The organism is Streptomyces sp. NPDC048185 (assembly GCF_043202495.1).
Lineage (GTDB): Bacteria > Actinomycetota > Actinomycetes > Streptomycetales > Streptomycetaceae > Streptomyces.
The window spans coordinates 22,881-48,547 of record NZ_JBIDAN010000013.1; the positions used below are offsets into that span (position 1 = coordinate 22,881).

19 protein-coding genes are annotated in these 25,667 nt (G+C 74.7%); 9 read left to right on the forward strand and 10 right to left on the reverse strand.

Annotated features, from left to right (window positions below):
- Window positions 1-65: 65 nt before the first annotated feature.
- Window positions 66-1,250, forward strand: coding sequence for an aromatic ring-hydroxylating dioxygenase subunit alpha (locus ACGF3H_RS30100; protein ID WP_362496381.1), 1,185 nt, complete (start codon window positions 66-68; stop codon window positions 1,248-1,250).
- Here the strand turns inward: ACGF3H_RS30100 and ACGF3H_RS30105 are convergent.
- The 4 genes from ACGF3H_RS30105 to ACGF3H_RS30120 form a co-directional block, all read right to left on the reverse strand.
- Window positions 1,239-5,903 carry a hypothetical protein gene (locus ACGF3H_RS30105; RefSeq protein ID WP_362496384.1) on the reverse strand — a complete coding sequence of 1,555 codons (4,665 nt, stop codon included), beginning with the start codon at window positions 5,901-5,903 and terminating at the stop codon, window positions 1,239-1,241. The two genes, ACGF3H_RS30100 and ACGF3H_RS30105, sit on opposite strands and share 12 nt — an antisense overlap.
- Before the next feature lie 80 nt (window positions 5,904-5,983).
- Window positions 5,984-6,865 (reverse strand): hypothetical protein, encoded by an 882-nt coding sequence (locus ACGF3H_RS30110; RefSeq protein WP_362496387.1) that lies wholly within the window; start codon window positions 6,863-6,865, stop codon window positions 5,984-5,986.
- Window positions 6,866-6,962: 97 nt separating this feature from the next.
- Complete coding sequence (locus ACGF3H_RS30115; RefSeq protein ID WP_362496390.1) at window positions 6,963-8,489, reverse strand: hypothetical protein; 1,527 nt, start codon at window positions 8,487-8,489, stop codon at window positions 6,963-6,965.
- A gap of 92 nt (window positions 8,490-8,581) precedes the next feature.
- The gene (locus ACGF3H_RS30120) at window positions 8,582-9,289 is read right to left on the reverse strand and encodes a GntR family transcriptional regulator (RefSeq protein ID WP_362496393.1); all 708 of its coding nucleotides are present in this window, start codon (window positions 9,287-9,289) and stop codon (window positions 8,582-8,584) included.
- A 181-nt stretch (window positions 9,290-9,470) separates the two neighbouring features.
- On the opposite strand from ACGF3H_RS30120, the gene ACGF3H_RS30125 reads away from it, so the two are divergent.
- Both ACGF3H_RS30125 and ACGF3H_RS30130 read left to right on the forward strand, forming a co-directional pair.
- Entirely contained in the window at window positions 9,471-10,790 is a 1,320-nt protein-coding gene (locus tag ACGF3H_RS30125) for an MFS transporter (RefSeq protein WP_362496396.1), read from the forward strand.
- Complete coding sequence (locus ACGF3H_RS30130) at window positions 10,787-11,620, forward strand: putative hydro-lyase (RefSeq protein WP_362496399.1); 834 nt, start codon at window positions 10,787-10,789, stop codon at window positions 11,618-11,620. Before ACGF3H_RS30125 ends, ACGF3H_RS30130 begins: the two co-directional genes overlap by 4 nt.
- A 508-nt stretch (window positions 11,621-12,128) precedes the next feature.
- Here the strand turns inward: ACGF3H_RS30130 and ACGF3H_RS30135 are convergent.
- The 4 genes from ACGF3H_RS30135 to ACGF3H_RS30150 form a co-directional block, all read right to left on the reverse strand.
- Window positions 12,129-13,322 (reverse strand): glycosyltransferase, encoded by a 1,194-nt coding sequence (locus ACGF3H_RS30135; protein WP_362496402.1) that lies wholly within the window; start codon window positions 13,320-13,322, stop codon window positions 12,129-12,131.
- On the reverse strand, window positions 13,319-14,446 hold the full coding sequence (locus ACGF3H_RS30140; protein WP_393585674.1) for a glycosyltransferase family 4 protein: 1,128 nt from the start codon (window positions 14,444-14,446) through the stop codon (window positions 13,319-13,321). Before ACGF3H_RS30140 ends, ACGF3H_RS30135 begins: the two co-directional genes overlap by 4 nt.
- Before the next feature lie 517 nt (window positions 14,447-14,963).
- The gene (locus tag ACGF3H_RS30145) at window positions 14,964-16,382 is read right to left on the reverse strand and encodes a HEAT repeat domain-containing protein (protein WP_362496408.1); all 1,419 of its coding nucleotides are present in this window, start codon (window positions 16,380-16,382) and stop codon (window positions 14,964-14,966) included.
- A gap of 322 nt (window positions 16,383-16,704) precedes the next feature.
- On the reverse strand, window positions 16,705-17,097 hold the full coding sequence (locus tag ACGF3H_RS30150) for an ankyrin repeat domain-containing protein (protein WP_362496411.1): 393 nt from the start codon (window positions 17,095-17,097) through the stop codon (window positions 16,705-16,707).
- 313 nt (window positions 17,098-17,410) lie between these two features.
- Between ACGF3H_RS30150 and ACGF3H_RS30155 the strand changes: the two genes are divergently transcribed.
- Together ACGF3H_RS30155 and ACGF3H_RS30160 are read left to right on the forward strand one after the other, a co-directional pair.
- Window positions 17,411-17,605 carry a hypothetical protein gene (locus tag ACGF3H_RS30155; RefSeq protein WP_161166034.1) on the forward strand — a complete coding sequence of 65 codons (195 nt, stop codon included), beginning with the start codon at window positions 17,411-17,413 and terminating at the stop codon, window positions 17,603-17,605.
- A 49-nt stretch (window positions 17,606-17,654) separates the two neighbouring features.
- On the forward strand, window positions 17,655-19,547 hold the full coding sequence (locus ACGF3H_RS30160) for a hypothetical protein (protein ID WP_362496415.1): 1,893 nt from the start codon (window positions 17,655-17,657) through the stop codon (window positions 19,545-19,547).
- A 326-nt stretch (window positions 19,548-19,873) separates the two neighbouring features.
- Here ACGF3H_RS30160 and ACGF3H_RS30165 read toward each other — a convergent pair whose 3' ends face one another.
- On the reverse strand, window positions 19,874-21,376 hold the full coding sequence (locus tag ACGF3H_RS30165; protein WP_362496418.1) for a PLP-dependent aminotransferase family protein: 1,503 nt from the start codon (window positions 21,374-21,376) through the stop codon (window positions 19,874-19,876).
- Window positions 21,377-21,477: 101 nt separating this feature from the next.
- On the opposite strand from ACGF3H_RS30165, the gene ACGF3H_RS30170 reads away from it, so the two are divergent.
- From ACGF3H_RS30170 to ACGF3H_RS30185, 4 genes are all read left to right on the forward strand, one after another.
- The gene (locus tag ACGF3H_RS30170; RefSeq protein ID WP_362496421.1) at window positions 21,478-22,140 is read left to right on the forward strand and encodes a hypothetical protein; all 663 of its coding nucleotides are present in this window, start codon (window positions 21,478-21,480) and stop codon (window positions 22,138-22,140) included.
- Window positions 22,137-22,904: a glycerophosphodiester phosphodiesterase gene (locus ACGF3H_RS30175; RefSeq protein ID WP_362496424.1), complete on the forward strand. Its 768-nt coding sequence runs from the start codon at window positions 22,137-22,139 to the stop codon at window positions 22,902-22,904. The genes ACGF3H_RS30170 and ACGF3H_RS30175 overlap by 4 nt, the downstream gene beginning before the upstream one ends.
- A gap of 64 nt (window positions 22,905-22,968) precedes the next feature.
- On the forward strand, window positions 22,969-24,315 hold the full coding sequence (locus ACGF3H_RS30180) for an MFS transporter (protein ID WP_362496427.1): 1,347 nt from the start codon (window positions 22,969-22,971) through the stop codon (window positions 24,313-24,315).
- 279 nt (window positions 24,316-24,594) lie between these two features.
- Window positions 24,595-24,969 carry an RNA polymerase-binding protein RbpA gene (locus ACGF3H_RS30185; protein ID WP_003977404.1) on the forward strand — a complete coding sequence of 125 codons (375 nt, stop codon included), beginning with the start codon at window positions 24,595-24,597 and terminating at the stop codon, window positions 24,967-24,969.
- Window positions 24,970-25,068: 99 nt separating this feature from the next.
- On the opposite strand, the gene fxsA is transcribed toward ACGF3H_RS30185, so the two are convergent.
- Window positions 25,069-25,641 (reverse strand): FxsA family membrane protein, encoded by a 573-nt coding sequence (gene fxsA, locus ACGF3H_RS30190; RefSeq protein WP_362496430.1) that lies wholly within the window; start codon window positions 25,639-25,641, stop codon window positions 25,069-25,071.
- Between the last annotated feature and the right edge of the window lie 26 nt (window positions 25,642-25,667).

Genomic DNA, 25,667 nt, shown 5'->3' on the forward strand with positions numbered 1-25,667 from the left:
GGCCCCGCCTTGCGCCCGCTCCTCCCGCCTCGCCGCCGCGCCCGCCAGAGACACAGGAGACGCATGTGACGACGACACCCGTTTCCCCGGCCCACCGCCCCGGCTCGCCCAGCCTCGTCGCGACGCTGCCGGGCCGCTACTACACCGACCCGGAGGTCTTCCGCCAGGAGCAGCGGCACGTCCTGGAGGCCATGTGGTTCTGCGCCGTGCGCAGTGCCGACCTCGACCGGCCCGGTGCCTTCCGCACCGTCCAGGTCGGCCGCGAGAGCGTCATCGTCACCCGCAACCGCAAGGGCGCGCTGCGCGCCTTCCTCAACATCTGCCGGCACCGCGGGGCCCGGATCTGCCTGGAGGAGTCCGGCGAGGTGCGCCGCAGCCTCCAGTGCCCCTACCACGCGTGGACGTACGACCTGGACGGCAGGCTGATCGCCGCGCCCAACCTGACCAGCATGCCGGACGTCGACCGGACCGCGTACGGGCTGGTGGAGGTGGCCCTGCGCGAGTGGCTCGGCTACGCCTGGGTGTGCCTGGCCGACGAACCGCCCTCCTTCGAGGAGACCGTGCGGGGCGCCGCCGTCGAACGGCTCGGGGACCCGGCCGCCGTCGACCACTACGGAACCGAGGACCTCGCACTCGGCCGGCGCATCACCTACGACGTGAAGGCGAACTGGAAGCTGATCGTCGAGAACTTCATGGAGTGCTACCACTGCGCCACGATCCACCCCGAACTCACCGAGGTGCTCCCCGAGTTCGCCGAGGGCTACGCGGCCCAGTACTACGTGGGCCACGGCGCCGAGTTCGGCGAGGGCGTCCGGGGTTTCACCGTCGACGGCAGCGAGGGCTTCGGCAGGCTGCCCGACGTGGCGGAGGACCAGGACCGCCGCTACTACGCGATCACGGTGAAGCCCACCGTCTTCGTCAACCTCGTACCCGACCACGTGATCCTGCACCGCATGGTCCCGCTGGCCGAGGACCGCACGGTCGTCGAGTGCGACTGGCTGTACGCGCCCGAGGTGGTGGCGTCCGGGGCGGACCTGTCGAAGTCGGTGGAACTGTTCCACCGGGTCAACGCGCAGGACTTTGCAGCCTGCGAGCGGACCCAGCCGGCGATGTCGTCCCGGGCGTACCGCGCGGGCGGGGTGCTGGTGCCGAACGAGCACCACATCGCCGTCTTCCACGAGTGGCTCCTGCGGCGGCTCGGAGACGACGGCCGGGCCGGACCCGATCCGGGCGGACCGCTAGGCGGGTGAACGGTCGGGGGCGGGCCGCCTGTACATCCGGGTCGCCGTGATCTCGCTGTGCACGGCTTCGCCCTCGCCGGCCGGGGCCTGCTGGGGCAGCCCCGGCCTCAGGTGCTCCTCCACGCTGATGTACTTCAGGCCGGCCCTCAGGTCGGCGTCGTTGCGCAGCCGGATGACCAGCGGGAACTCGGCCAGCGCGGTCGTGTCGAACAGGCCGGTGGTGTACAGGAGCTGCACGCCGAGCGCGTCGGAGACGGCCCGCTGGAGCTCCAGCAGGTACGTGGCGTTGGCGCGGCCGATGGGGTTGTCGAGGAACAGGGTGCCGGCGTGCCGGTGCCGGTCGCGGCCCCGGTCGTTGCTGCGGAGCGCGGCCATCGTGCAGTACAGGGCGATGGCCGCGGTGAGCAGCTGGCCGCCGGAGAAGACGTCGCCCATCTGTCCGACGGGGACGCGCTCGGCGCGCAGGACGGCGTCGGGCTTGAGGATCTCGACGGCGACGCCCCTGGGGTGGAGGGCGGCCGCGACGCCGCGCAGCAGCAGGGACATGCCGTCGCGGCGCAGGTCGGAGTTCTTCTTCACGGCGGCCCTGGTCGCCTCGTCGACGACCTCGCCGAGCCGCTCGGTGAGGGTGGCCTGGTCGGGCTCCTCGAAGCGGATGCGCAGGAACTCCTGCCCGGACCACTCGCCGAGGCCCTCGGGCAGCCGGGAGAGCCGCTGGGCGGAGCGGAGCGTGGCGAGGGCCGACTCGACCAGTCCCCGCAGCCGGTCCACGATCGAGTCCCGGTTGCGCTCCAGCTGGGCGAGCTCGTCGGTGAGGACCCTGAGACGGGGCGCGAAGGCGTCCGCCCACTTGCCCGCGTGCTCGGGCAGCGCGGAGGCGGGCAGCTCGCGGATCTGCTGCCGTGCCGGGGTGCGGACCTGCTCGTAGCGCGTGGAGTTGGCGTGCCGGACGAGGATGTCGCTCGCCTCGCGGACGGCCGCCTCGGCGGCGGACAGGTCGGCGGCGCAGCCGCGCAGCAACCGGCGGGCCTCGGCGGCGGACTGCCGGGCCTCGTCCAGGCTCCCCGGGTACGGCTCGGGGTCCTCCGTCTCGTCGTCGGACGCGGGTTCGCGCAGCAGGTCGCGGAGCATCGCGGCGATCTCGTCGAAGCCGCCGGCCGCGTCCTCGGCGGCGCGGTGCGCGTCGAGCAGTTCGGCGTGGGCGTCGCGGGCCTGGGTGAGCGCCTCGGTGCGGGAGGCGAGTTCGGCGGTGGCCGTGCGCAGCAGGGTCTGGGCGTGCTCGGCGTCGGCCGGGACCAGGTCCTCGGGGAGTTCGGTGTGGGTGTCGCCGTCCTCGGGCGCGTGCCGCTCCGCCTCGCCGCGCAGCCGGCCGAGCTGTTCGCTCGCGGTCGACATGCGGGTCTCCAGGAGCTGCACCAGTTCCTCGGCGCGGGCCGCGGCGGCCTGCCGGGAGGGCCCGTCGGAACCGTCGGGCGACTCCAGGAGCTGGGCGGCCCGGGTGCGGACCTTGTTGCTGAGCCGGTCCAGCTCGGCGCGTGCCGCGCTCTCGTCGCTCTCCGCGCGGGCCTGCTCGGCGCGCAGGTCGGCGCCGACACCGACCTTCTCGTACACCTGGGAGGCAGCACGGTAGGCCTCGCGGAGGTCCGGCAGGGACGCCTTCGGCGCGCCCGTCGCGTTCCCGGGCGCGTACTCGGGTACGTCGTCGGGGGCGCCCGCGATCTCGGAGCGCTCGGCACGCAGCGCGCGGGCGGTGCGCCGGGCGTCGTCGGCGGCGCGCTGGGCGGCGCGGCGGTCCTCGTCGGCGGCGCGGGCCCGCTCCAGGCAGACCTGGGCGCGGGCCTCGGCCTCGGCGCCCTCGTCGGCGAGTTCCCTCAGCCTCGCCTGCCAGCCGGCGCGTTCGCGCAGCCGGAAGGCGAGTCCGGCCAGGGCGTCGGCGGCGCGGCGGGCCTTCTGCGCGGCCTCCTGGCGCTCGTCGCGCAGGTGCACGGCCTCGGCGGCGCTCTCCTCGGCCTCGGCGCGCACGGTGCGGGCCTCGGTCAGCTCGGCCTCGGTCTCCTCGGCGAAGGCCCGCGCCTCCTCCGCGGTCCGGGCCAGTTCGGCGAGGCGTCCGGCGGGGCAGCCGGTGCGCCAGGAGGCGAGCCGGGCCGCCAGTTCCCGGTCCTTGCCGAGGCGGGCGGCGAGGGTGCGGATCTCCTCGTCGCGCTCCGTCGCCCGCGCGCGCAGGGCCTGCCGCTCCTCGTCGGCGGCGTGCTCGTCGTGCATGGCGGGGTTCGGCGGTACGAGGAAGACGTCCTCGGTGCCGGTGCCGGGGGCCGGGGTGGGTGCCAGCAGGGCGGCGGCGGTGCCGACGGCGACCGCGGAGCGCGGCAGCAGGGCGGCGTCGCCGAGGACGGCCCGGGCGCGGGTGTGCGAGTCGGGGTCGGTGATGATCACGCCGTCGACCAGTTCGGGCCGGGCGGCCAGCACGCGCGCGTGGTCGGCGGGGTCGACGGCCTGCGCCAGGTAGCGCCAGCCGGGCAGGGCGGGGATGCCGTGCTCGCCGAGGAACTCCACGGTGGCCAGCACGTCCGGGCCGGGCGGCAGCAGTCCGCCGTCGCCGAGGGCGCCGAGGATGCGGGAGTCGTCGGCGGCGGCGGTGCGCAGCTCGAACAGCTGGCGCTCGGCGGAGGAGACCGTGTCGTCGAGCAGCTCGCGCAGCTCGTCGGCGAAGCGGTCGAGTTCCTCGGCGGTCAGGGCACCGTCGGCCGTCCTGGGCGCGTCGGCGGGCCGGTCGTGGTCCTCGTCCTGCCGGGGCTGGGGGATGCCCGGACGGGGCCGGGCGGCCAGGCCGAGCAGCTCCGCGAGCCGGTCCTCGGCCGCCAGTGCCTCGGCGGTGCGGCGTTCGGCCTCGTGGGCGCGCTCGGCGGCGGTGGCCGCGTCGGCCGCGCGGGCCGCGGTCAGTTCGGCGCGGGTCTCGGCGGCGGCCGCCTCGCGCGCGTGCTCGGTGGCCCGGCGGGCGGCCTCGCGGGCGGTGTCCCAGGCGGCGACCGTCGTCTTCTCGGCGTCGCTGGCCGCGAGGGCGGCGCGGGCGGGGTCGGCGTCGGGGGCGCTGTCGTCGAGCCAGCCGGCGCGGACCGCCTCGGCGGTCTCCTGCTCGACCTCGGTCAGCCGCTGGCGCAGGTGCCCGGCCTCGCTGCGGGCGCGCTGCGCCTCGGTGGCGGCGGCGGTGGAGTCCCGGTGGGCGGCGTCGCCGACGTCCTGGAGGGCGGCGGAGCGCTCCTCCTCCTCGTTGGCGTGGTCCTCGGCCTTGGTGGCCGCCGCCTGCAGGGCGCGGACGAGCTCGACGGCGGCCTTGGCGCGGGCGGCGAGGGCGGGCGCGGCGTCCCGCTCGGCCTCCTGGATGGCGGCGGACACGCGGGCGACGCGGTCGGCGGCGGCGCGGTGACGCAGAACGGCCTCGGCGGCCTGCCAGGCGGAGTGCAGGGTGCGCGCGTCGGCGAGCTCCCGCTTCTGGGCGGCGGCCGACTTCTCGGCGGCCGTCAGGGCCAGCGAGGCGTGCCGGTAGGCGAGTTCGGCGGCGATGAGCGCGCTGCGGTCGCGGGCCGACTCGGCGTGTGTGACGGCGTAGGCGGCGGCGGTGACCCGCTGGGCGAGGTCGGCCGTCCGGGCCCGCTCCCGGGCGCCGCGCGCCGAGAGCCTGCGTGCCAGGGTCCTGGTGCGGCGTTCGGCGCCGGTGTGGACGTCACGCGCGCGGGTGCGGGCGTCGGCGGCCTCGACGATCCGCCCGAGGAGGTCGACGGACCCAGCGGTGAAGTCGCGTTCGGCGATCAGCTCGGCGCGTCGGCCCAGCTTGTTGCCGAAGCCGCCGACCAGGTCGGCGAGTCCGTCGGTGTCCCGGGTGTCGGTGACGGCGCGCAGCAGCAGATCGGTGAAGTCGGAGTCCTTCTTGACCGCGAACAGGCCGGCCGCCTCGCCCTCGTCGGCGTTCATCTCGCGCTGGTAGCGGAAGAGTTCGGGGTCGAGACCGAGGTCGCCGAGGTGCTCGATCCAGCGGTCGTGGATCTCCTCCCAGTGCACCTCCAGGTGCGGGTAGGCCTTCCCGGCCTCGGTGATGGCGTCCCGGAAGCCCTTCATGGTGCGCCGCCGGCCCTGGGCGCCGGAGACGCCCTCGACGGGCGGGCGGACGGAGGTGGCCTCGGCGACGGGCAGGTTGTCCAGCGTGAGTCCGGGGCCGGGCCGGAAGGAGTACCAGGCCTCGGCGAACTTGCGCGGGTCGTTGGAGACCTGTCGTCCCCGCCACTCGCTGACCTTGCCGACGACGACGCACTCGCCGGTCTGCACGTGCTGCCACTCCAGCGCCACGTGTCCGCAGTCGTCGGCGAGCAGGAACTTGCGGAGCACGCCGGAGCTGGCGCCGCCCAGGGTGTTGCGGTGGCCCGGCAGCATCACGGAGAAGATCAGCTTGAGCAGGACGGACTTGCCGCCGCCGTTCTCCAGGAACAGCACGCCGGCGGGCGCGGGACGGCGCGGCGGGCCGACGGGCTCCTCCTCGAAGAACTCCGCCTGCGCGGGCGCGGGACGGGGCACGGGCTCACCTACACCGCGCAGGTCAAGCACGGTGTCGGCGTAGCGCGCACCGGCGGGCCCGATGGAGTAGAGGCGGACCCGGGACAGCTCGTACATGGCGGACTCTCGTAAGCCTTCGTGAAGTCGGGGACGTGGGTGGCGTGGCGGGGGCGTGTGTCGGGATGGAGGGGCGGGATTCAGGACGAGTGGAACGGCAGTCCGGCGTCGGCCACCAGCTCCAGGTCCTCCGTGTCCTCGGCGGGCAGGAGGGTCGCCGTGCCGTCGGTGACGGGGACGACGCCCAGCTCCAGCAGCTCGGCCATCGCGGCGCTGCCCGCCATGTCCCGCACCTGGAGCTGGTAGCGGGCGGTGGTGCGGTAGGTGCCGCCGTTGTCGTCGCCGGTGCGCTGGAGGAAGCCGGACTCGGTGAGGAACGCGGCGGCCTTGCCGACGATGCCGGTGGTGGAGCCGGGGAGCCTGCGCGCGTCCTTGGTGGCGCCGGTGGCGCTGCGCCGGGCCCAGATCCGCCAGGCCGCCTCCAGGCCGGGGGCGTCGGTGGCCGGGTCGGTGTTCTCGCCCTGCTGCTCGGCCCGCTCCTCCAGCCGCCGGCAGGCCTGGCGGACGAAGGCGTCCACGCCGTTGACGGTGACGCGGCCGATGTAGCCGTCGTCGGCGAGGTCCTCGGGGCGCGGGTAGGCCATGGCGGCGACGGCGAGGTGGGCGAGGCCGTGCAGGAAGCGGTCTCCGGAGTCGGTGGCGGCGCGGCGCGCGTAGTCGCCCATGCGGACGGCGAACACCGAGTCCTCGGCGGCGGTCACGGCCATGCCCGCGCGCGGGGACACCTCGAGGACGACGAGCCCCAGGCCGGCCGCCACGGCGTCGGCGAGCCGGGCGAAGGGCGGGTCCTCGCGGTACCGGCGCAGCAGGTCGGCGTACTCCTGGTCGCGGGCGGGGAGCAGCTTGGGCTGGAGACCGAAGGCCACGAGCCGCGCCGCGTCGGCGGCGTCGGCGGGCGTGACGGCCGCGGTGGCCGGTGGGGCACCCGCCTCCGGTTCGCTCCGGTCGACGTGCTCGGTCACGGTCGGTGCTCCTCGCTGTGCTGGTGGGTGGTGCTGTGCTGGTGGGTGGTGCCCTGCCGGCGCTGCCCGGCCGGCCGCCCGCAGGGTCCGGCGCCGATCACGCGGCCTCCGTCCGGTCCGCCGCCATCCCCGCCGCGTCCAGCAGCGCGGTGCCGACGATGAGGTCGGCGCCGCCGAACTCGGGATCGTCCAGCTCGGTGCCGTCGTCAACGGCGAACAGCAGCTTGGGCTCGCCCTGCCGGTAGGCGGTGCCGACCGGAGGGCTGGCCGCGTGCACGGCCAGCAGGGCGACGAGGTAGGGCAGGTCGGGGTCCTGTGCGCGGGCGTCGGCCAGCAGCCCGGACAGGCGGCGCGGGGCGTCGTGCGGCAGGTCGAGCAGTTCCATGGCCCGGGCCAGCTGCTCCTCGCTGAAGCGGCTGTCGTCCGGGGTGGCGATCAGGTCGGGCTCGGGCATCTCGGCGCCCAGGTGCTCCCGTTCCACCGGCGGGGTCAGCAGGATGTCGACGAGGTCCCCGACCCGTACGGAGACGGGCGTGCGCAGACCGGTGCCGTGCGCGAAGAAGGCGTCGGTCGCGCGGAGCGCCTGCTCCAGGGGCAGCGGCAGGACGGGGGCGACCAGGTGCCCGTACAGGTCGAGGCCCGAGGTCGTCAGGGGGGTGGCGAAGGCCTGCCGGTCCTGCTCGGCGCGGAAGAGCGGGCCGGCCTCCAGCAGCCGGGACTGGAGCTGGGTGTGGCGGCGGATGCAGTCCTTGACGATGTCGACGAGCTCGGCGGCGCGGCGCTTGTGCTCGGGCTCCTCGGTCTCGTCGCGGGCCTTGCGGATGTTGGTGAGGATCGCGTTCTCGTGCCGGTACCGGTCGGCGACGTGGTCCAGGGCCTCGGCGATCATGTCGGGGACGGCGCTCAGCCAGTCGACCGCGCGGACGTTGCGCCGGGTGGCGTCCAGGGCCTTGCGCAGGGTCTCGGAGTACTGCACGGTCCGGTACCGGGCCTGTTCGGCGGCGAGCTGGGCGTCGGCGAGCCTGCCGCGGCTGATCAGCACCTCCAGCTTGACCTCGGCGGCGATCTGGGCGCTGGTGACGTCGGTGTCCAGGGCGCCGACCAGGACGTTGACCGCTTCGTCGGTGGTGCGCAGGTAGACCGTCCCGCCGGGGCCGGGGACCTCCTCCAGCAGCTTGAAGTCGTAGTCGCGCCGCACGTAGGTGCCGTCCGGCTCGAAGGTGCCGTACACGGCGCGGAAGCCGCGGTCGACGCTGCCGACGTTGATCAGGTTCTCCAGGACCCAGCGGGCCACCCGCTCGTGCTCGGCGGCGGACCGTGCCGGGGCCTGGGCGGCGACGCGCGGGACGAGCCGGGCGACTATCTGGTCGTGGTCGGCGCCCGTGTCGAAGTCCATGTTCAGGGTGACGAGGTCGATGGCGGCGAGGGCCACCTCCGCCATGCCGTACACGGAGTACTCGCCCGCGAGGTTGGCCTTGCGCGCGTCGAGGTCGTGCAGCGGCGCCGTGCAGGCGAGCGCGCGCAGCCGCCGCGCCAGTCCCTCGTCGGCGGCCGGGCCCGGGGCAGGGCGCGGTCCCGCGCTGAGCTGGGGCGGAACGCTGTCCGTCGATGCAGGCGAAGTCACGGTGCACAGACTAGGTCCTCGGTCCGACAACGACCCAAACGACGCAGAACCACCGCCGTCCGCACCGGCCGCGCGCCCGGGCCCGCCGTCCCTCAGGCGGTGGCGGTGCCGTCGTCGCCGACCCGCCGCAGGTACACGTCCACGACCCGCTCCAGTGAGTTCTCGAGGTAGACGGCGAGCAGCCGGGCGGCCGTCTCGCGTTCTCCCGCCCGGAGGGCCTCGAGTATCTCCGCGTTCCGCGCGATGTACGGCTCGTGCAGGCGCCGCGGGTCGTCCACGACGTGGAAGGCGAGGCGCAGTTCGGCGAAGACGCTGCGCATCAGCTCGTCCGTGCGTTCGCTGCCGGCGAGGGCGACCAGTTCCCGGTGGAAGTGGATGTTGGCGGTACCCACCCCTTTCCAGTCACCTTCGAGGGCCGAGCGCCGCCCGTCCTCGACGGCCGAGGCGACGCCGTCGAGCCCGTACGGCGGCTCCCCGAGACCTCGGACGACGGCGCATTCGACGAGGGCACGGGTGCGGTAGATGTCCTCGACGTCCTCGACGGTCAGGACCCGGACGAAGACACCGCGGTTCAGCTCGTGGACGAGCAGGCGTTCGTGGGTGAGCAGCCGGAACGCCTCGCGCAGCGTGTTGCGGGAGACGCCGAGGGCTCCCCCGATGCTGTCCTCGGACAAACGCGTCCCGGGCGGGAAGTAGCCGTCCGCGATGCGGCTCCTGAGGATGTCCGAGACGCGCTCCGCGGTGCTGGTCCGCCCGAGGAGGGCACGGTCGTCGGCCAGTCCCGTCAACTGCTCTGCCATGCCCGGAATTCAATCGCAGATGCCAGAACGAAACAACATGGGTATTGAGGGATCGTTGAACGATCCCCTACGGTGCCTCCAGGTGCTCCCGCGCGGCGCCCGACCGCTCACCGTCCCACCGCGCCGCCGCACCGACCGGCTCACTCGACAAGCACCCTCCGTCCTCCCCTGCGAGGTGCCCATGAGTACGACCCCTCCACCCCGGGCCCTGCCCGCCGACACGAGCGCCGGCACCGCCGGACACCCCTCCGCCGGCGGCCCGTTCGGCTGGCTGCGCGCCCTCGGCCCACAGGGTCGCCGCGCCTTCGGCGGCGCGTTCGGCGGCTACGCCCTCGACTCGTACGACTACTTCACGCTGCCCCTGACCATGGTCGCGCTGGCCGCCTACTTCGGTCTGGACAGCGGGCAGACCGGTCTGCTCACCACGGTCACCCTGGTCGTCTCGGCCGTCGGCGGCGCCCTCGCGGGCGTTCTCGCGGACCGGGTGGGCCGGGTCAGGGCCCTGTTGCTCACCGTGATCACCTACGCCGTGTTCACGGTGGCCTGCGGCTTCGCGCCGGACTACGAGACGCTGCTGGTCTTCCGCGCGCTGCAGGGCCTCGGTTTCGGCGGCGAGTGGGCGGTCGGCGCGATCCTGGTCGCCGAGTACGCGAGCGCCCGGCACCGGGGCCGGACCCTCGGCGCGGTCCAGAGCGCGTGGGCCGCGGGCTGGGCGCTGGCGGTGATCGTCTACACACTGGTGTTCTCGGTGGCGGGCGACGACCTGGCCTGGCGTGTCATGTTCTGGACCGGTGCGCTGCCCGCGCTGCTCGTGGTCTGGGTGCGGCGCAGCGTCCACGACGCGCCCGAGGCCGCCGCGGCCCGCGTGCGGGACCCGGGCAGGGGCTCGTTCACGGCGATCTTCCGGCCGCGCACCGCCGGCCGGCCCGGCCTGCTGCGGACCACGCTCTTCGCGAGCCTGCTCTCCACCGGCGTCCAGGGCGGCTACTACACCCTGGCCACCTGGGTGCCGACGTATCTGAAGGACGAGCGCGAGCTGTCGGTCGTCGGGACCGGCGGCTATCTGACCTTCCTGATCTCGGGCGCCTTCCTCGGCTACCTCACCGGCGGCCACCTCACCGACCTGCTGGGCCGCAAGCGCAACATCCGGCTCTTCGCGCTGCTGTCGGCGGTCTGCATCCTGGCGTACGCGAACATCCCGAGCGGTGCCGACACCCTGCTCCTGGTCCTCGGTTTCCCGCTCGGCTTCTGCATGTCGGCGATCTTCAGCGGCTTCGGTTCCTACCTGAGCGAGCTGTACCCGACGGCGGTGCGGGGCGCCGGACAGGGCTTCACGTACAACACCGGGCGCGCCGTGGGCGCCGTCTTCCCCACGACGGTCGGTTTTCTGGCCGACAGCTGGGGCGTGGGCGGCGCGCTGGTGTTCGGCGCGCTCGGCTACGGCATCGCGGCGCTGGCACTGCTGGGGCTGCCGGAGACCCGCGGGAAGGAACTGGCATGAATCACTCGCACCGTGTGGCCGAGGACCGTCCGGTCGTCCTCGTCGACGAGCACGCGCACGCGTGGAGTCCGGGGACGGCCCGCACCCGCTTCCGGGACGGGCTGACCGGCCCCACGGCCGGCGTCGCGGCCGGCCACACCCAGGCCAATCTGATCTCGGTGCCCGCCGACTGGGCGTACGACATGCTGCTGTTCTGCACGCGCAACCCGAAGCCCTGCCCGGTACTGGACGTGACGGACGCCGGAAGCTGGACCACCGCCCTCGCCGACGGTGCGGATCTGCGCACCGACCTGCCGCGCTACCGGGTGTGGCGGGACGGCGAGCTGGTGGAGGAGCCGACGGATGTGCGCGCGCACTGGCGGGACGACCTCGTGTCGTTCCTGATCGGCTGCAGCTTCACCTTCGAGTGGGCGCTGACCTCGGCGGGCGTGCCGATCCGCCACGTGGAGCAGGGCCGCAACGTGCCCATGTACGTGACCAGCCGCCAGTGCCGTCCGGCGGGACGGCTGCACGGCCCGATGGTCGTCTCCATGCGCCCGGTGCCGCCCGCGCACCTGTCGGCGGCGATCCACGAGACCAGCCTGCTCCCGGCGGTGCACGGCAGCCCGGTGCACTGCGGCGATCCCTCGGCGCTCGGCATCGGCGACCTGGGGCGGCCCGACTTCGGGGACCCGGTGGACACGGAGCCGGGCGACATCCCGGTGTTCTGGGCCTGCGGAGTGACCCCGCAGGCGGTGGTGACGGCCTCGCGCCCGCCCTTCGCCATCACGCACGCCCCGGGGCAGATGTTCCTCACCGACGCCCGCGACGAGCAGTACCGCGTGATCTGACGTCCGCTCGGGGAGCACCCGGCACGCACCCGTCGCCCGGCGGTCGCCGTACGCCGCCGCGGGCCCAGGGCGGTGCCGGGGGGCGGATGCGGCGGCACCGACGGGGCGCGGACCGGGGCAGTCGCACCTACCCCGCGCGACGGGTGCCGACCGTGAGGCGCCGGGCCGGTGCGGCAGCCGACGCGGACACGGCGGCACCCACGCGCCCTGACTGGGCCGGGCACACCTTCCGCACGCGTGGCGAACGCACCCGCCCGCGACGGGTGCCGACCGTGAGGCGCCGGGCTGGTGTGGCGGCGGACGCGGACACGGCGGCACCCGCGCACCGGGACCGGGGGCAGGAGCGCCTTCCGCGCGTGGCGCCGCACCCGCCCGCGAGGAGCGCGGGCGGCCGGTGCGGCGGCGGACCACGCGGTCTGCGACCGTGTGGCCGGCCGGCAGGGGGTGTCTCAGCCGCGACGATCAGTGCGTCACGGGTGCCCTCGGCCGCCGGGGGCCGCCCTTCCGGTCACCGGGGCGCCCAGGGCCGCGTGCCGGGCCCGTCCCCCGGCACGGCCCGCGGCAGCACGGGAGGTGCCGGGACGGTCGCGTCGTGCGCGGCCAGGAACGCCTCGACCGCCGCGTCCCAGCCGAAGCACTCCGCCCGTGCGCGCGCCGCCTCCCGCCGGGCCGGTTCCGGACTCTCCAGCAGTGCGCCGATCGCCCGTGCGAAGGCCTCCCCGTGATCGGCGGCCACGGCCCCGGCGGAGCCGATCACCTCCGGCAGCGCGGACGACGCGCTCGCCACCACGGGCGTGCCGCAGGCCATCGCCTCGAGCGCCGCCAGTCCGAACGTCTCGGCCGGCCCCGGCGCCAGGCACACGTCGGCGGACGCCTGGAGCGCCCCGAGCGACGCCCGGTCGGCGACGTGCCCGAGGAAGGTCACCGGCAGGCCGCGCTCCCGCGCCCGCTGCTCGAGCCGGGGGCGCAGCGGGCCGTCACCGGCCACGACCAGCACCGCCCGCCGGCCGTGCCGCCGCAGCGCGGCCAGCGCGTCGAGCGCCGTGCCGGGCCGTTTCTCCACGGAGAGCCGGGAGCACATCGCCAGCAGAATCTCACCGGGGCGCGCGTGGCGGGCCCGCAGCGCCGGGTCGCGCAGCGCCGGACGGCACCGCGCGAGGTCCACACCCAGCGGCGCCCGTACGACGTTGCGGGCGCCGATCCGCACGAACTCCCGCTCGGCGTACTCCGTGGTGCACACCACGCGCGCGTACGTGTGCGCCGTGCGGACGTTGAGGGCGTCGGCGGCACTCCGGGCCGCCGCCTCGGGCAGGCCCCAGGTGCGCAGCACCCCGTCGGCCGTCTCGTGGGAGACCATCACGGCGGGCACCCGGGAGCGCCTGGCCCACTTGCCGGTCCAGCGCAGCGTGGTGCGGTCGGACACCTCCAGGCGGTCCGGTGCCAGCGCCTCCAGCAGCGCGGTGACCCGTCGCCGGTCGGTCAGGACGCGGTAGCCCCCCGTTCCGGGCACGAGGGTCCCGGGCAGGGTGATCACCCGGCCCTGTTCCGTCTCCCGGTCGTCGGCACGGGCGCCGGGGACGACGAGCACGGGCTCGTGTCCGGCCGTCAGGAAGCCCTTGCCCAGCTCGCGCAGTGCCGTGCGCAGGCCGCCGGACGCCGGGGTGACGAAGTTGGCGAGGCGGACGATCCGCAGGCCGCTCATGCCGCCGCCACCGCCTCACGGGCCTCCAGGATGTCGCCGTAGTGCCCGATCAGGAGGTCCCCGACGGCGGCCCAGGTGCGTTGCCCGACCGCCGCCCGGCCCGCCGCTCCGAACGCGGCCCGCCGCGCCGGGTCGCAGGCCAGGGACCGCACCGCGTCCCGCACGGCTGCGGCGTCGCGCGGCGGCACCAGGAGCCCGGTGCGTCCGTGGGCGACGAGGTCCAGGGGGCCTCCCGCGGCGGGCGCCACGACGGGCACGCCGCTCGCCATCGCCTCCTGCACGGTCTGGCAGAACGTCTCGAAGGGGCCGGTGTGCACGAAGACGTCCAGTGAGGCGAAGATCCGGGCGAGGTCGTCTCCGGTGCGGCTGCCGAGGAAGACCGCCCCGGGCAGCGCCGGTCCGAGGGCGGAGCGGCTGGGCCCGTCCCCGACGACCACGACCCGCACGCCGTCCAGTCCGCACACACCGGACAGCAGCTCGACCTGCTTCTCGGGGGCGAGCCGTCCGACGTAGCCGACGATCAGCTCACCGTTCGGCGCCAGTTCGCGCCGCAGCGTCTCGTCGCGCCGGCCGGGCCGGAAGCGGACGGTGTCCACGCCGCGCGGCCACAGCGTCACCCGCGGCACGCCGTGCGCCGTCAGGTCCCGCAGGGCGGCGCTGGACGGGGCGAGGGTGAGGTCGGCGGCGGTGTGCACGGAGCGGATGCGCCGCCAGGCCGCCGCCTCGCCCGCCCCCATGTAGGTACGGGCGTAACCGGCGAGGTCGGTCTGGTAGACGGCCACGGCGGGCACGCCGAGCCGGGCCGCGGCGGCCATGCCCCGGACGCCGAGGACGAAGGGTCCGGCCAGGTGGACGAGGTCGGCGCGGTGTTCGGCGATGGCCGCGGCGACACGCCTGCTGGGCAGGGCGACGCGGACCTGGGGGTAGCCGGGGAGCGGGAGGGACGGGATCCGGACGAGGGGGCAGGGCGCGAGGGAGTCGGCCGCCTCGGAGGCTGCGGTGGCCGGTGCGACGACGACGCAGTCGTGACCGCGGGCGACGAGGTGCCGGGCGGTCTGGAGCGCACAGTGGGCCACGCCGTTCACGTCGGGGGGAAAGGACTCGGTCACGATGACGACACGCATACCCGTGTTGTCGCCGGACCGGACGTGCTCGCGTCAACGTCGATCTTTCCGGACGAGGAACGTCCCGTGCACGTTGCCGTCCCGCCGTGGCCGCCCCGGCATCACCCGCACCGGTCCGCCCCACGAGGCCCGTCTCGTGCACGCACTGCGGACCGTGCCCCGGCCTGTCCCGCGGTCCGAGCCCCGCTCGCACTCCTGGTTCCGTCCCGTCCACCCGGGCTCGGCGCCGACCTCGCCGTCCACCCGGGGTCGCACCGCCACCCGGCGCACCACACCGCGCGCGTCCTCACGGGGCGCACGCCGTCGCCCGGCCCGGCGTCCTACCGGGCGGCGCGTGTCCGACCTGAGCGGCGTCCCACGGCGGAGCGCATATTCGGCCGGAGCGGGCCCGGCGCCCTACGGCGCGGCGCGCATCCCGCCCCGGCGGGCCGGGGTGTCACCCGGCCGGCGCCCATCCCGCCCGACCGGGCCCGGCGTCACTCGGTGCGGTGCGCGGCCGGTCCGGGCGGGCCGGGGTTCACACGGCCGGCGCGTCCGGGCCGAAGCGGCTGCGGACCGCCGTCTGGACCTCGTCCTCCTCGGCCGGATCGGCGGCGAGCCTGCGCAGCCGTTCGACGACGCGGTTGTCGCCGGTCTCGGCGTAGCGGGCGGCCAGTTCCCGCGTCGTCTCCTCGCAGTCCCACAGGCATTCGACGGCGAAACCGGCGGCGAAGGACGGGTCGGTGGCGGCCAGCGCGCGGGCGGCCCGGCCACGTAGATGGGAGGAGGCGGTCTCGCGGTAGATGTGGCGCAGGACGGGGGCGGCGCACGCGATGCCGAGCCGCCCGGTGCCGTCCACGAGGGTCCACAGGGTGGACGCGTCGGGGCCCTCGCCCCGCACCGCCTCGCGGAGTGCGGCGAGGACGAGTTCGCTGTCCTGCGCGCCGCCCCGGCAGGCGAGCACGCGCCCGGCGGCGGCACCCAGGGCGTCGGGCCGGTGGGCCCAGCCGCGCGCCCGGTCGACCGCGGCGGGGCTGCGCATGCGCTCGAAGGCGGCGACGGCGGCCTCCACGACGGGCGCCGGGCCGGTGATCACGGCGCCCTCGATCAGGCCGAGGACCTCGGGGTCGTCGCAGTCGGCGAGATAGCGCAGGGCCGTGCAGCGGGCGCCCTCGGTGCCGGACCGCGCGGCCTCGACGATCTCGGCCCGGTCGTCGGGACCGGCGACCGCGGTGAGGCAGCGGGCGGCGGGCACGTGGAGCGCGGCGCCGCGCTCCACGCCCTGCTGGGCCCACTCGAACACGGCCTGGACGCTCCAGCCCGGACGAGGCCCGCTGGGACTCATCTGCCGTTGCCAGCGGTCGAAACAGCCCGCCTCGTGGGCGGCACGCACGCGCGTGGCGACCGATTCGCGGGCGTCCTCCGCCCACAGCCGCCAGGGCCTGGGCTCGAAGGCGTCGCGCACGGCGGCGGCCAGCTCGGCGTCGCCCTCGGGATCTCGCGGGAAGCGGGCCAGTACGGGGGCGGCGAGGGCGCGCAGCCCCGCGTCGTCGTCGCGCAGCGCCAGCTCGTCCAGGGCCCAGGCCCAGTTGACGCCGTGGGCGGCGTACCGGCGCAGCAGCTGGAGCGCGTCGAGCCTGCCGTAGGAGGCGAGGTGGCCGAGGACCGCGAGGGCCAGGCCGGTGCGTGACTCGTCGGAGTCGAGGACGTCCTCGGGGTCGAAGAGGTGGGTCTCGATCGCGTCCAGCTCGCCGTTGAGGTCGAGGTAGAGGCGGGCGTAGTACAGGGAGCGGTTCTCCACCTGCCAGTCGTGGCGGGGATCGCGCAGCACACAGTGGTTCAGCGCCGCGAGCGCCTCGGCCCGCGGGGCGGTGAGCGCGTGCAGCGTGCCGTCGCCGCGACCCCGCTGCAGCAGGCCGAGCAGGGTACCGCTGGGCGCTATGACCGGATCGAACATGGGAAACAGCCTCACATCAAGCGTCGACGCAACCGGGAACCACGCGTTACCTGGCCGCGTGACAACACGTCGGAGCGCCCGCCGTCTCTTGCTTGCCGTGAACCATGTTTCTCTGCCTCTCGTCGGTGGCCCATGCGGGCCGCATCACGGCCCGCGCGGTGCGGCAACACCTGCCCATCCATCGCGTCCGTGAACCACGTCGTCATGATGACCCGGCGGTCACATCTGCCGCGACCGAAATTTCGGCGGCCTCGTACCGCCTCCCCCGTTTGTCGTGTTTTCCCTGGTCAGCGCGCTGCACCAGGAGTGGATCAGCCAGGGGTCACGCCACCCCGAACAGCTCCAGCAGCTCCGTGCGGGCGAACATCCGCGCCGTGTCGACCGCCGACGGGGTGCCCGCGGACGGGTCCGCGCCGGCCTCGAGGAGCGCCTTGGCCACGTCCGTCTCCCCCTTGAAGGCGGCACCGGCGAGCGGGGTCTGGCCCCGGTCGTTGACCCGGTCCACGTCGGCGCCGCGGGTCAGCAGCGCACGGACCGCCTCGGCGTGCCCGTGGTACGCGGCGAGCATCACGAGGGAGTCGCCCCGGTCGTTGGTGAGGTTGGCCGGAACGCCGGCGTCCACATAGGCCACCAGCTCCTCGGCCCGCCCCTGCCGGGCCAGATCGAAGATCTTGGTCGCCAGCTCCACGACCTCGGGGTCGGGGGCTTCACTCATCGGCCGGACCACCTCTCACTCACGGACGTTCGAAACGTCGGGGACTGCGTGTGCGCACGGCCGCGAGCGGTGCGGCCGTACGAGTGAATCGCCAGGGTACTGGCTCGCGCCGCACATGAGCGGACGCGCCCGAGGCAAAGATCGTCACGGACCCGGCCGGGCGCAACCCCCGCGCGCGGCCGGCCCGGGGACCGCTCCGCCACACGGGGCAAATTCATGAAAATTCCTCCATTTGCACCTTTAATCGTATGGATACATCCTGTGAGCCTGGAAGTACTCATGGTGACTGTCCCCGCGAACCAGGAGAACTCACATGATCCTCTCGATCTCAGGCGTGGTCCTGCTCGGCATCGTCGTCTTCATCTTCTTCCGCAAGGACGGCCTCAAGGCCTCGCACGCGCTGGTCGCGGTCCTGTTCGGCTTCTACCTCGCCAGCACGGCCATCGCCCCGAGCATCAGAGCGGGCGGCGAGAGCCTGGCGGGCCTCCTCGGCGGAATCAAGTTCTGACGGCTCGCCCCGCCCGAAACCTGCACGTACGGACTCCCTGGAGGCAGCAGTGGCCCGGCGGCCCCTCCCCCGCATTCTGAGCAACGGCGGCGCGCAGCTCGCCCGGAGCCGGGAGCTGGCCCGGACGGCGGCCGACAGCGCCACGGACGTCCTCCAGCCGCTCATCACGATCGGGCGCGGTCTGCGCCGGCTGGCCTCGGCCGCCCGGCGCAGATGGACCGAGACCCCCAAGGACCGGCGCGGTGCGCTGCTGTTCCTGGTGGCCTCCGTGATCCTGGTCGTGGCACTGGCCCCGTACGGCCCGCTGATCGCCGTCATCGTCCTGATGACGGCGGCGGCGTGGCAGGGCAGGGACCGCACACCGCCGGGGCCCCAGGGCCCCGACGACGCGCAGGTCCAGCGCCTCACGTCGCTCTACGAGGCGCTGGTCCCCTACTTCTCGATCCCCGAGGACCCCGATCCGCTCTACGTCCACGGCGGCCCCTGGGAGAAGGCGTTCCCGGCCCACGAGTTCGACGACGCCGGCCGGGTCACCGAGCTGGTGATCCGCTACCCGGCGTACTTCACCGACGGGGAGGCCCAGTCCCGGGCGCGGATCGAGCACCTGCTCACCGCCAAGGCCGGCCGGGGCCGCGAGTACCACTACACGTGGGACGAGGAGGCCAACCACCTCACCGTCGCCGTCCTCCCGCCGCTGCCCACCGACATCGCCGCCCAGAGGTTCGTCACGGCACCGGGCGAGACGGTCCTGGGCTTCACCGACCCGACGCGGGTGCAGCGCACGCTGCCGCTCACCCACGGCGAGGAGCAGCGGGACGTGCCGCCGGTCGTCTGGCGCACGGGCATCCGCTCCACCGAGCCGCACCTGCTGGTCCTCGGGCAGCCCGGGACCGGCACCTCGACCCTGCTGCGCTCGATCGCCCTCCAGGCCCTGCACCACGGCGACCTGGTCATCGTGGACGGCGGCGGCACCGGCGAGTACGCCTGCCTGACCGGGCGCGACGGCGTCCTGGCCGTCGAGTGCGGCCTCGCCGGGGCGCTGACCAGCCTCGAGTGGGCCGCTCACGAGACGGAGCGCCGGCTGATCGCCGTCAACCGGGCCCGGCAGGAAGGCCGGCCGGCGCCCGACGACACCCGGCGGCCCCTGTGGGTCCTCGTGGACCGGCCGAGCGCGTTCACGCACCTCGCCGCCGCGGACGGCCGCAGGGATCCCCAGTCCCTGCTGCAGATTCCGCTGCGGCACGGCCGCGCGGCGAACGTGACGGTGGTCGTCGCCGACCAACTGGACGCGCTGGACGGTCTCGTGGACGCCGTACGGCAGCACACGCGCGCCCGGGTGGTGCTCGGTCCGGCGACGGCCGACGAACTGGCGGCCGTGCTGGGCGCCGCCCCGCACACGACACCCGTCGACCAGGTGCCGCCCGGCCGCGGCTACGCGCGCCTCGGCCACGGACCGGTGCACCGGCTCCAGGTACCGGCCACGCCGGACCCCTACGACGACGCGACGAGCGACGCGCAGCGGCAGGCGGTCCTCGACCTGCTGCCGCCGCGCACGACGCCTGCCGACGGTGAACAGGCGGCGGTGCCCGCGAAGGCCAGGCCGCACACGATCCTGATCAAGACGAAGGGCACCCCGGTCGAGACGCGCACCGTCGCCACCGAGGGGACGGCGAGGCTCGCGACCAGGCCTGTCCCCGCCGGGACGAAGCCGCTGCCCGGGGAGACCGAGGCCACCGCCGGCGAGCCGGCCTCCGGGCCGGTCACGCCCTCCCCCGCACCGGAGACGGCCACCGGCGGGCCGTCCGCCACCGGACCGGCGCCGGCCGAACCGGTCCCGACGGCCCCTGCGCCCGCCGAGGCCGTGGCCGCGAAAGCCGTTCCCGCCGAGGCCGTGGCCACGAAAGCCGTTCCCGCCGAAGCCGTGGCGGCGGAAAGCTCCTGACCACAGCCCGCGAGGTACCGCCCCGTCCGACCGGCACGGGAGCCGGCCCTGGGACGCGACGCCGGCCCCATCGGGCTGACGTCCGACCGCGAGGTGCGACCGTGAGCGCCGGTGAGGAGCTGATGGCGCGACAGCGCGAGGACCTGCTGGAGGTCGCCACCCCGGTCGTCCGGCCCCGCCGCCCCTGGGTCCGACCGCGGGTTGCCACCGCACCCACCGCCGGCCCTGGGTCCGACCGCGAGGTGCCACCCCGCTCCGCCGGCCCGGCGGTCGGCGCCACCGCTGCTCCGGGGAGGCACGCCGTGGGCGGGGCGGGCTCGGACCGGTCAGGCCACGAACGTCCGGGGCGCCTCGCTCCCCCCGCCGGCGCCGCCGGACTCCACCAGCCGGGCCGCCGCGGCCAGCCGGACGGCCGCCTCCTCCGCCACCGCCCCGCCGACGGTGAACGGCAGCCGGACGTACCCCTCGAAGGCCCCGTCGACCCCGAACCTCGGCCCGGACGGGACCCGCACCCCCACGCGCTCCCCCGCCTCGGCGAGCCGCGAACCCGAGAGCCCGCCGGAGCGCACCCACAGGGTGAGGCCGCCGCGCGGCACCTCGAACTCCCAGTCCGGCAGCTCGCGCCGCACCGCCGCCACCAGCTCGTCACGGTTCTGCCGGGCCTGTTCGCGGCGCATCCGCACCGCCTGCTCCCAGCCGCCCGTACTGAACAGCCAGTTCACCGCCAGCTGCTCCAGCACCGGCGTGCCCAGGTCGGCGTAGGCGCGCGCGGCGACCAGGCTGCGGATCACGTCGGGCGCGGCTCGGACCCAGCCGATGCGCATGCCGGCCCAGAAGGCCTTGCTGGCGGAACCGACGGTGACGACCGTGGAGCCGGCCGGGTCGAAGGCGCAGACGGGGCGGGGCATCTCGACGTCGTCCTCGAGCCACAGCTCGCTCATCGTCTCGTCGGCGACGAGGACGGTGCCGGCCGACCGGGCGGCGTCCACCAGCCGGCGCCGCTGGTCGTCGTCGGCGAGCGCGCCGGTGGGGTTGTGGAAGTCGGCGACGACGTAGGCGATACGGGGCGCGGCCTCGCGCAGCACCTGCCGCCAGCGGTCCACGTCCCAGCCGGTGAGGCCCTCGGCCATCGCGACGGGGACCAGCCGCGCCCCCGCCTCACGCATGAGCTGGAGGATGTTGGCGTACGACGGCGACTCGACCGCGATGCGCTCGCCGCGTCCCCCGAAGAGGTGGCAGATCGCGTCGATCGCTCCCATGGCGCCCGTGGTCACCATGATCTGCTCGGGCATGGTCGGGATCCCGCGGGCGGTGTAGCGCTCGGCGATCATCGACCGCAGCGCGGGCAGCCCGGCCGGATAGTCGCCGTGGGTGTGCGCGTAGGGCGGCAGCTCCTCCAGGGCGCCCTGCACCGCGCGGGTGAGCCAGGGCTCGGGCGCGGGCAGCGCCGCGCAGCCGAGGTCGATCATCGAGCCGAGCGCCTCGGGCGGCAGGGGCTCGAGGCCGCGCGCGGGCAGGGGGTTCCCGGCCGGTACGGCCGTCCAACTGCCCGCGCCGCGGCGGGACTCCAGGAACCCCTCGGCGCGCAGGGCCTCGTAGGCGGCGGCGACCGTGGTGCGGCTCACGGTCAGGGCGATGGCCAGCTCGCGTTCGGCGGGCAGCCGGGCGGCGACCGGCACCCGCCCTTCGAGCACCAGCAGCCGGATGCCGTCGGCGAGCGCGCGGTAGGCGGGCGGACGGCGGGTGCCGGGGCCGGCCGGACGCTCCTGCTGGGAGCCGAGCAGCCGGGCGAGCTGAGCCGCCCCCACGGCCGAGGTCCACTGCGCCATGGAAATCAGTCCACCTTCCCCGAATTGGCCATGGTTGGCACTGCTTCTCAAGCCACAGGGTGTCATGCAGCAGGCCACTACCACCACACAGGGGGCACCTCTTGTCCAGGAGATCCGGACCCGGTCGGCTCGCGCGGCGGCTGACACAGCTCTACGGCGGTCTCGTGCTGTACGGGGCGAGCTCGGCACTGCTGGTCAGGTCGGGGCTGGGCCTCGAGCCGTGGAACGTCCTCCACCAGGGTCTGGCCGAGCGCACGGGCCTGTCCATGGGCCTGGTGCTGACCGTCGTGGGCGCGGCCGTGCTGCTGCTGTGGATCCCGCTGCGCCAGCGGCCGGGCCTGGGCACGGTCTCCAACGTGCTGGTCATCGGCGCCGCGATGGACGCGACGCTGGCCGTGGTGCCCGACGCCCACGGCTGGACGCTGCGGATCGCGATGATGGTGGCGGGGGTCGTCCTGAACGGTGCGGCGACCGGGCTGTACATCGCGGCCCGGTTCGGGCCGGGCCCGCGTGACGGCCTGATGACGGGCCTGAACCGGCGCACGGGACTGTCGGTGCGCCTGGTGCGCACGGTCCTCGAGATCACCGTCGTCGCCACGGGCTTCGCCCTCGGCGGCACGGTCGGTGTCGGCACCCTGCTGTACGCCCTGGCGATCGGACCGCTCGCCCAGGTGTTCCTGCGGATGTTCGCCGTGCCCGCGACACCGGAAGGCAGCACGGTGGTTGCCGCGGGTCATCCCCGGCGCGCGATACTGCGGCGGTGACCACCCCGATACGCCACCCGTACCTCGACCACCCCGGCCCCCTCGCCTTCGCCCACCGGGGCGGTGCCGCGGACGGCCTGGAGAACACGGTGTGCCAGTTCCGGCGCGCGGTCGACGCGGGCTACCGGTACATCGAGACGGACGTCCACGCCACGCGGGACGGGAGGCTCGTCGCCTTCCACGACGCGACCCTGGACCGGGTCACGGACGGGGCCGGCCGGATCGCCGACCTGCCCTGGGAGGAGGTGCGCCACGCGCGCGTGGCGGGCGAGGAGCCGGTGCCTCTCTTCGAGGAGCTGCTGGAGACCTTCCCCGACGTGCGCTGGAACATCGACGTGAAGGCGGAGCCGGCGCTGCGGCCCCTCCTGGAGCTGGTCCGGCGGAGAGACGCCTGGGACCGCATCTGCGTCGGCTCCTTCTCCGAGGCCCGGGTCGTCCGCGCGCAGCGGCTGGCCGGCCCCCGGCTGGCGACCTCGTACGGCACCCGGGGCGTCCTCGGCCTGCGACTGCGCTCCTGGGGCGTGCCGGCTCCGCTGCGCCGCTCGGCGGTGGCCGCCCAGGTGCCGGAGGCCCAGTCGGGCATCCCGGTGGTGGACCACCGGTTCGTGCGCGCCGCCCACGCGCGCGGGCTCCAGGTGCACGTGTGGACGGTGAACGATCCGGCCCGCATGCACCGGCTCCTGGACCTCGGAGTGGATGGCATCATGACCGATCACATCGACACACTGCGCAAGGTCATGGAGGACCGCGGCGTCTGGGTCTGAGCCTGCGGGACCCGCGGCCGGGGCTCCGGCGGCGGCGCGCGTTCACGGGGAGGCGAGGGCACGGGTGGGCACCGACACCGTGCGGACGGACGCGGCCGACGGGGCCGCCGACCGGCGGCGCGAGCAGCGCGGCTGGTACTTCTACGACTGGGCGTGCTCGGTCTACTCGACGAGCGTGCTGACCGTGTTCCTGGGGCCCTATCTGACGTCGGTCGCCGAGTCGGCGGCGGACGCGGACGGCTATGTGCACCCCCTCGGCATTCCGGTGCGCTCCGGCTCCTTCTTCGCGTACTCGGTGTCCCTGTCGGTGATCGTCGCGGTGCTCGTGATGCCCCTGGTGGGGGCCGCGGCCGACCGCACGGGCCGCAAGAAGCCGCTGCTCGGGGCCGCCGCGTACACCGGGGCGGCGGCCACGACCGGCATGTTCTTCCTCGACGGCGACCGCTACCTGCTGGGCGGCCTGCTCCTGATCGTCGCCAACGCCGCGCAGTCGGTGGCGATGATGCTCTACAACTCCTACCTGCCGCAGATCGCGCCGCCCGGGGAACGCGACGCGGTCTCCTCGCGCGGCTGGGCCTTCGGCTACGCGGCCGGGTCGCTGGTCCTGGTCGCGAACCTGATCCTCTACACCGCCCACGACTCCTTCGGCCTGAGCGAGAGCGCGGCGGTCCGCATCTGCCTCGCGTCGGCCGGACTGTGGTGGGGCGCGTTCGCGCTCATACCGCTGCGGCGGCTGCGCGACCGCCCCGCCCCCGCCCGCGAGGCGGCCCTCCCGGGCTTCCGGCAGCTCGCCGCGACCGTCCGCGACATGCGCCGCCGCCCGCTGACCCTGGCCTTCCTCCTGGCCTACCTCGTCTACAACGACGGCATCCAGACGGTGATCTCCCAGGCCTCGGTCTACGGCTCCGAGGAACTGGGGCTCGGGCAGTCCACGCTGATCGTGGCCGTGCTGCTGGTCCAGGTGCTGGCCGTGGCGGGCGCGCTGGCGCTGGGCCGGCTGGCCCGGACGTACGGCGCCAAGCGCACGATCCTCGGGTCGCTGGTCGCCTGGACGGTCACGCTCGCCGCCGGGTACTTCCTGCCGGCCGGGGCCCCGGCGTGGTTCTTCGTGCTGGCCGCCGGCATCGGCCTCGTCCTCGGCGGCAGCCAGGCGCTGTCCCGCTCGCTCTTCTCTCACCTGGTCCCGCCCGGCAAGGAGGCCGAGTACTTCTCCGCGTACGAGATGAGCGACCGCGGCATGAGCTGGCTCGGGCCGCTGCTGTTCGGGCTCACCTACCAGCTGACCGGGAGCTACCGGGACGCGATCATCTCGCTGGTGGCCTTCTTCGTCATCGGTTTCGTCCTGCTCGCGCGGGTACCGGTACGGCGTGCGATCGGCGACGCGGGCAACCCGGTACCCGAAAGGATTTAGCACTCGACACGAAAGGGCTGTAGTGTACGCGTTTGGCCTGCCAGGCGTACCGTTACTGCGCGTCAAAGGTGCCGAATCGCTATGTCGCTTCTGGTGACAGAGGTGACAAACCGGACGTCGGCGGGTACTGCACTGGGTGACAAGGCTGCGGCTGCGACGGCGACGCAGGGCCCGGAACGGGGACTCCGGACGGGAATCTTTACCGCCGCCCGGACGTTGACCGGATGACGACGACAGCGACACCTGTCCTGTGGGCGACAAGCCCGGGAGGCACGATTCATGAGTGAGCGAGCTCTTCGCGGCACGCGCCTCGTGGTGACCAGCTACGAGACGGACCGCGGCATCGACCTGGCCCCGCGCCAGGCCGTGGAGTACGCATGCGAGAAGGGGCATCGATTCGAGATGCCCTTCTCGGTCGAGGCGGAGATCCCGCCGGAGTGGGAGTGCAAGGTCTGCGGGGCCCAGGCACTCCTGGTGGACGGCGACGGCCCTGAGGAGAAGAAGGCCAAGCCCGCGCGTACGCACTGGGACATGCTGATGGAGCGGCGCACCCGCGAGGAACTCGAAGAGGTCCTCGAGGAGCGACTGGCCGTTCTGCGCTCCGGCGCGATGAACATCGCGGTTCATCCGCGGGACAGCCGCAAGAGTGCGTAGTCCCCACGGGGACTAGCCGAGCCGGCTTTCAGCGAACGCAAGCGATCGCGGGCGCCGTACGTGGCCACGTACGGCGCCCGCGTTTTGTCGTGCGCACCGTCAGCGCGTCAGCGGCGGGCGGGGGTCCTGCGGGGCGTCGCCCGGTTCGTCCCGGATCACCTCGCCCTGGACGACCTTGCCGTCCGGCCGGTGCATGCGGGCCTGCCGGAAGGCGTCGCCCAGGGTGCCCGGGCCGGCCTCGCGGAGCTTGCGCTCGACGGTCCGCTGCGTGTACCGGCTCACGGCCTTCTGCACCGGGGGCAGCAGCAGGAGCAGACCCAGCGCGTCCGAGATCATGCCGGGGATCATCAGGAGCAGGCCGCCCAGCATCGTCAGCCCGTTGCCCTCGCTGTTCGGGCGGGGCGTCGGCGTCACGCCGGGCTGCTGCTGTTGCAGCGTCTCGGTGAGATCGCGGAAGGCCCGGCGGCCGGCCCGCTTGATGACCACGGAGCCGAGCGCCAGGCCCGCGACCAGGATCAGGAAGACCACCCACCCGCTCGACGCGCCCGCGACCACGGTCAGCAGCCAGATCTCCAGCACGAGCCACGCGGCGAGGCCCAGCGGCAGGTACGTGCGCAGCCGGGAGCGCCGGGGCCGGGCGGAGGGCCTGGGGGTCTGAGCGCCTGTCGTCATACCCCCAGTGTGCCTGGGCCCGGCTC

Excerpts from the sequence above, each read along its gene's own strand:
- ACGF3H_RS30105 (WP_362496384.1), bottom strand. The coding sequence starts at position 5,903 with ATGTACGAGCTGTCCCGGGTCCGCCTCTACTCCATCGGGCCCGCCGGT.
- ACGF3H_RS30120 (WP_362496393.1), bottom strand. The coding sequence starts at position 9,289 with ATGGCAGAGCAGTTGACGGGACTGGCCGACGACCGTGCCCTCCTCGGG.
- ACGF3H_RS30125 (WP_362496396.1), top strand. The coding sequence starts at position 9,471 with ATGAGTACGACCCCTCCACCCCGGGCCCTGCCCGCCGACACGAGCGCC.
- ACGF3H_RS30130 (WP_362496399.1), top strand. The coding sequence starts at position 10,787 with ATGAATCACTCGCACCGTGTGGCCGAGGACCGTCCGGTCGTCCTCGTC.
- ACGF3H_RS30135 (WP_362496402.1), bottom strand. The coding sequence starts at position 13,322 with ATGAGCGGCCTGCGGATCGTCCGCCTCGCCAACTTCGTCACCCCGGCG.
- ACGF3H_RS30140 (WP_393585674.1), bottom strand. The coding sequence starts at position 14,446 with ATGCGTGTCGTCATCGTGACCGAGTCCTTTCCCCCCGACGTGAACGGC.
- ACGF3H_RS30145 (WP_362496408.1), bottom strand. The coding sequence starts at position 16,382 with ATGTTCGATCCGGTCATAGCGCCCAGCGGTACCCTGCTCGGCCTGCTG.
- ACGF3H_RS30150 (WP_362496411.1), bottom strand. The coding sequence starts at position 17,097 with ATGAGTGAAGCCCCCGACCCCGAGGTCGTGGAGCTGGCGACCAAGATC.
- ACGF3H_RS30155 (WP_161166034.1), top strand. The coding sequence starts at position 17,411 with ATGATCCTCTCGATCTCAGGCGTGGTCCTGCTCGGCATCGTCGTCTTC.
- ACGF3H_RS30165 (WP_362496418.1), bottom strand. The coding sequence starts at position 21,376 with ATGGCGCAGTGGACCTCGGCCGTGGGGGCGGCTCAGCTCGCCCGGCTG.
- ACGF3H_RS30185 (WP_003977404.1), top strand. The coding sequence starts at position 24,595 with ATGAGTGAGCGAGCTCTTCGCGGCACGCGCCTCGTGGTGACCAGCTAC.
- fxsA (WP_362496430.1), bottom strand. The coding sequence starts at position 25,641 with ATGACGACAGGCGCTCAGACCCCCAGGCCCTCCGCCCGGCCCCGGCGC.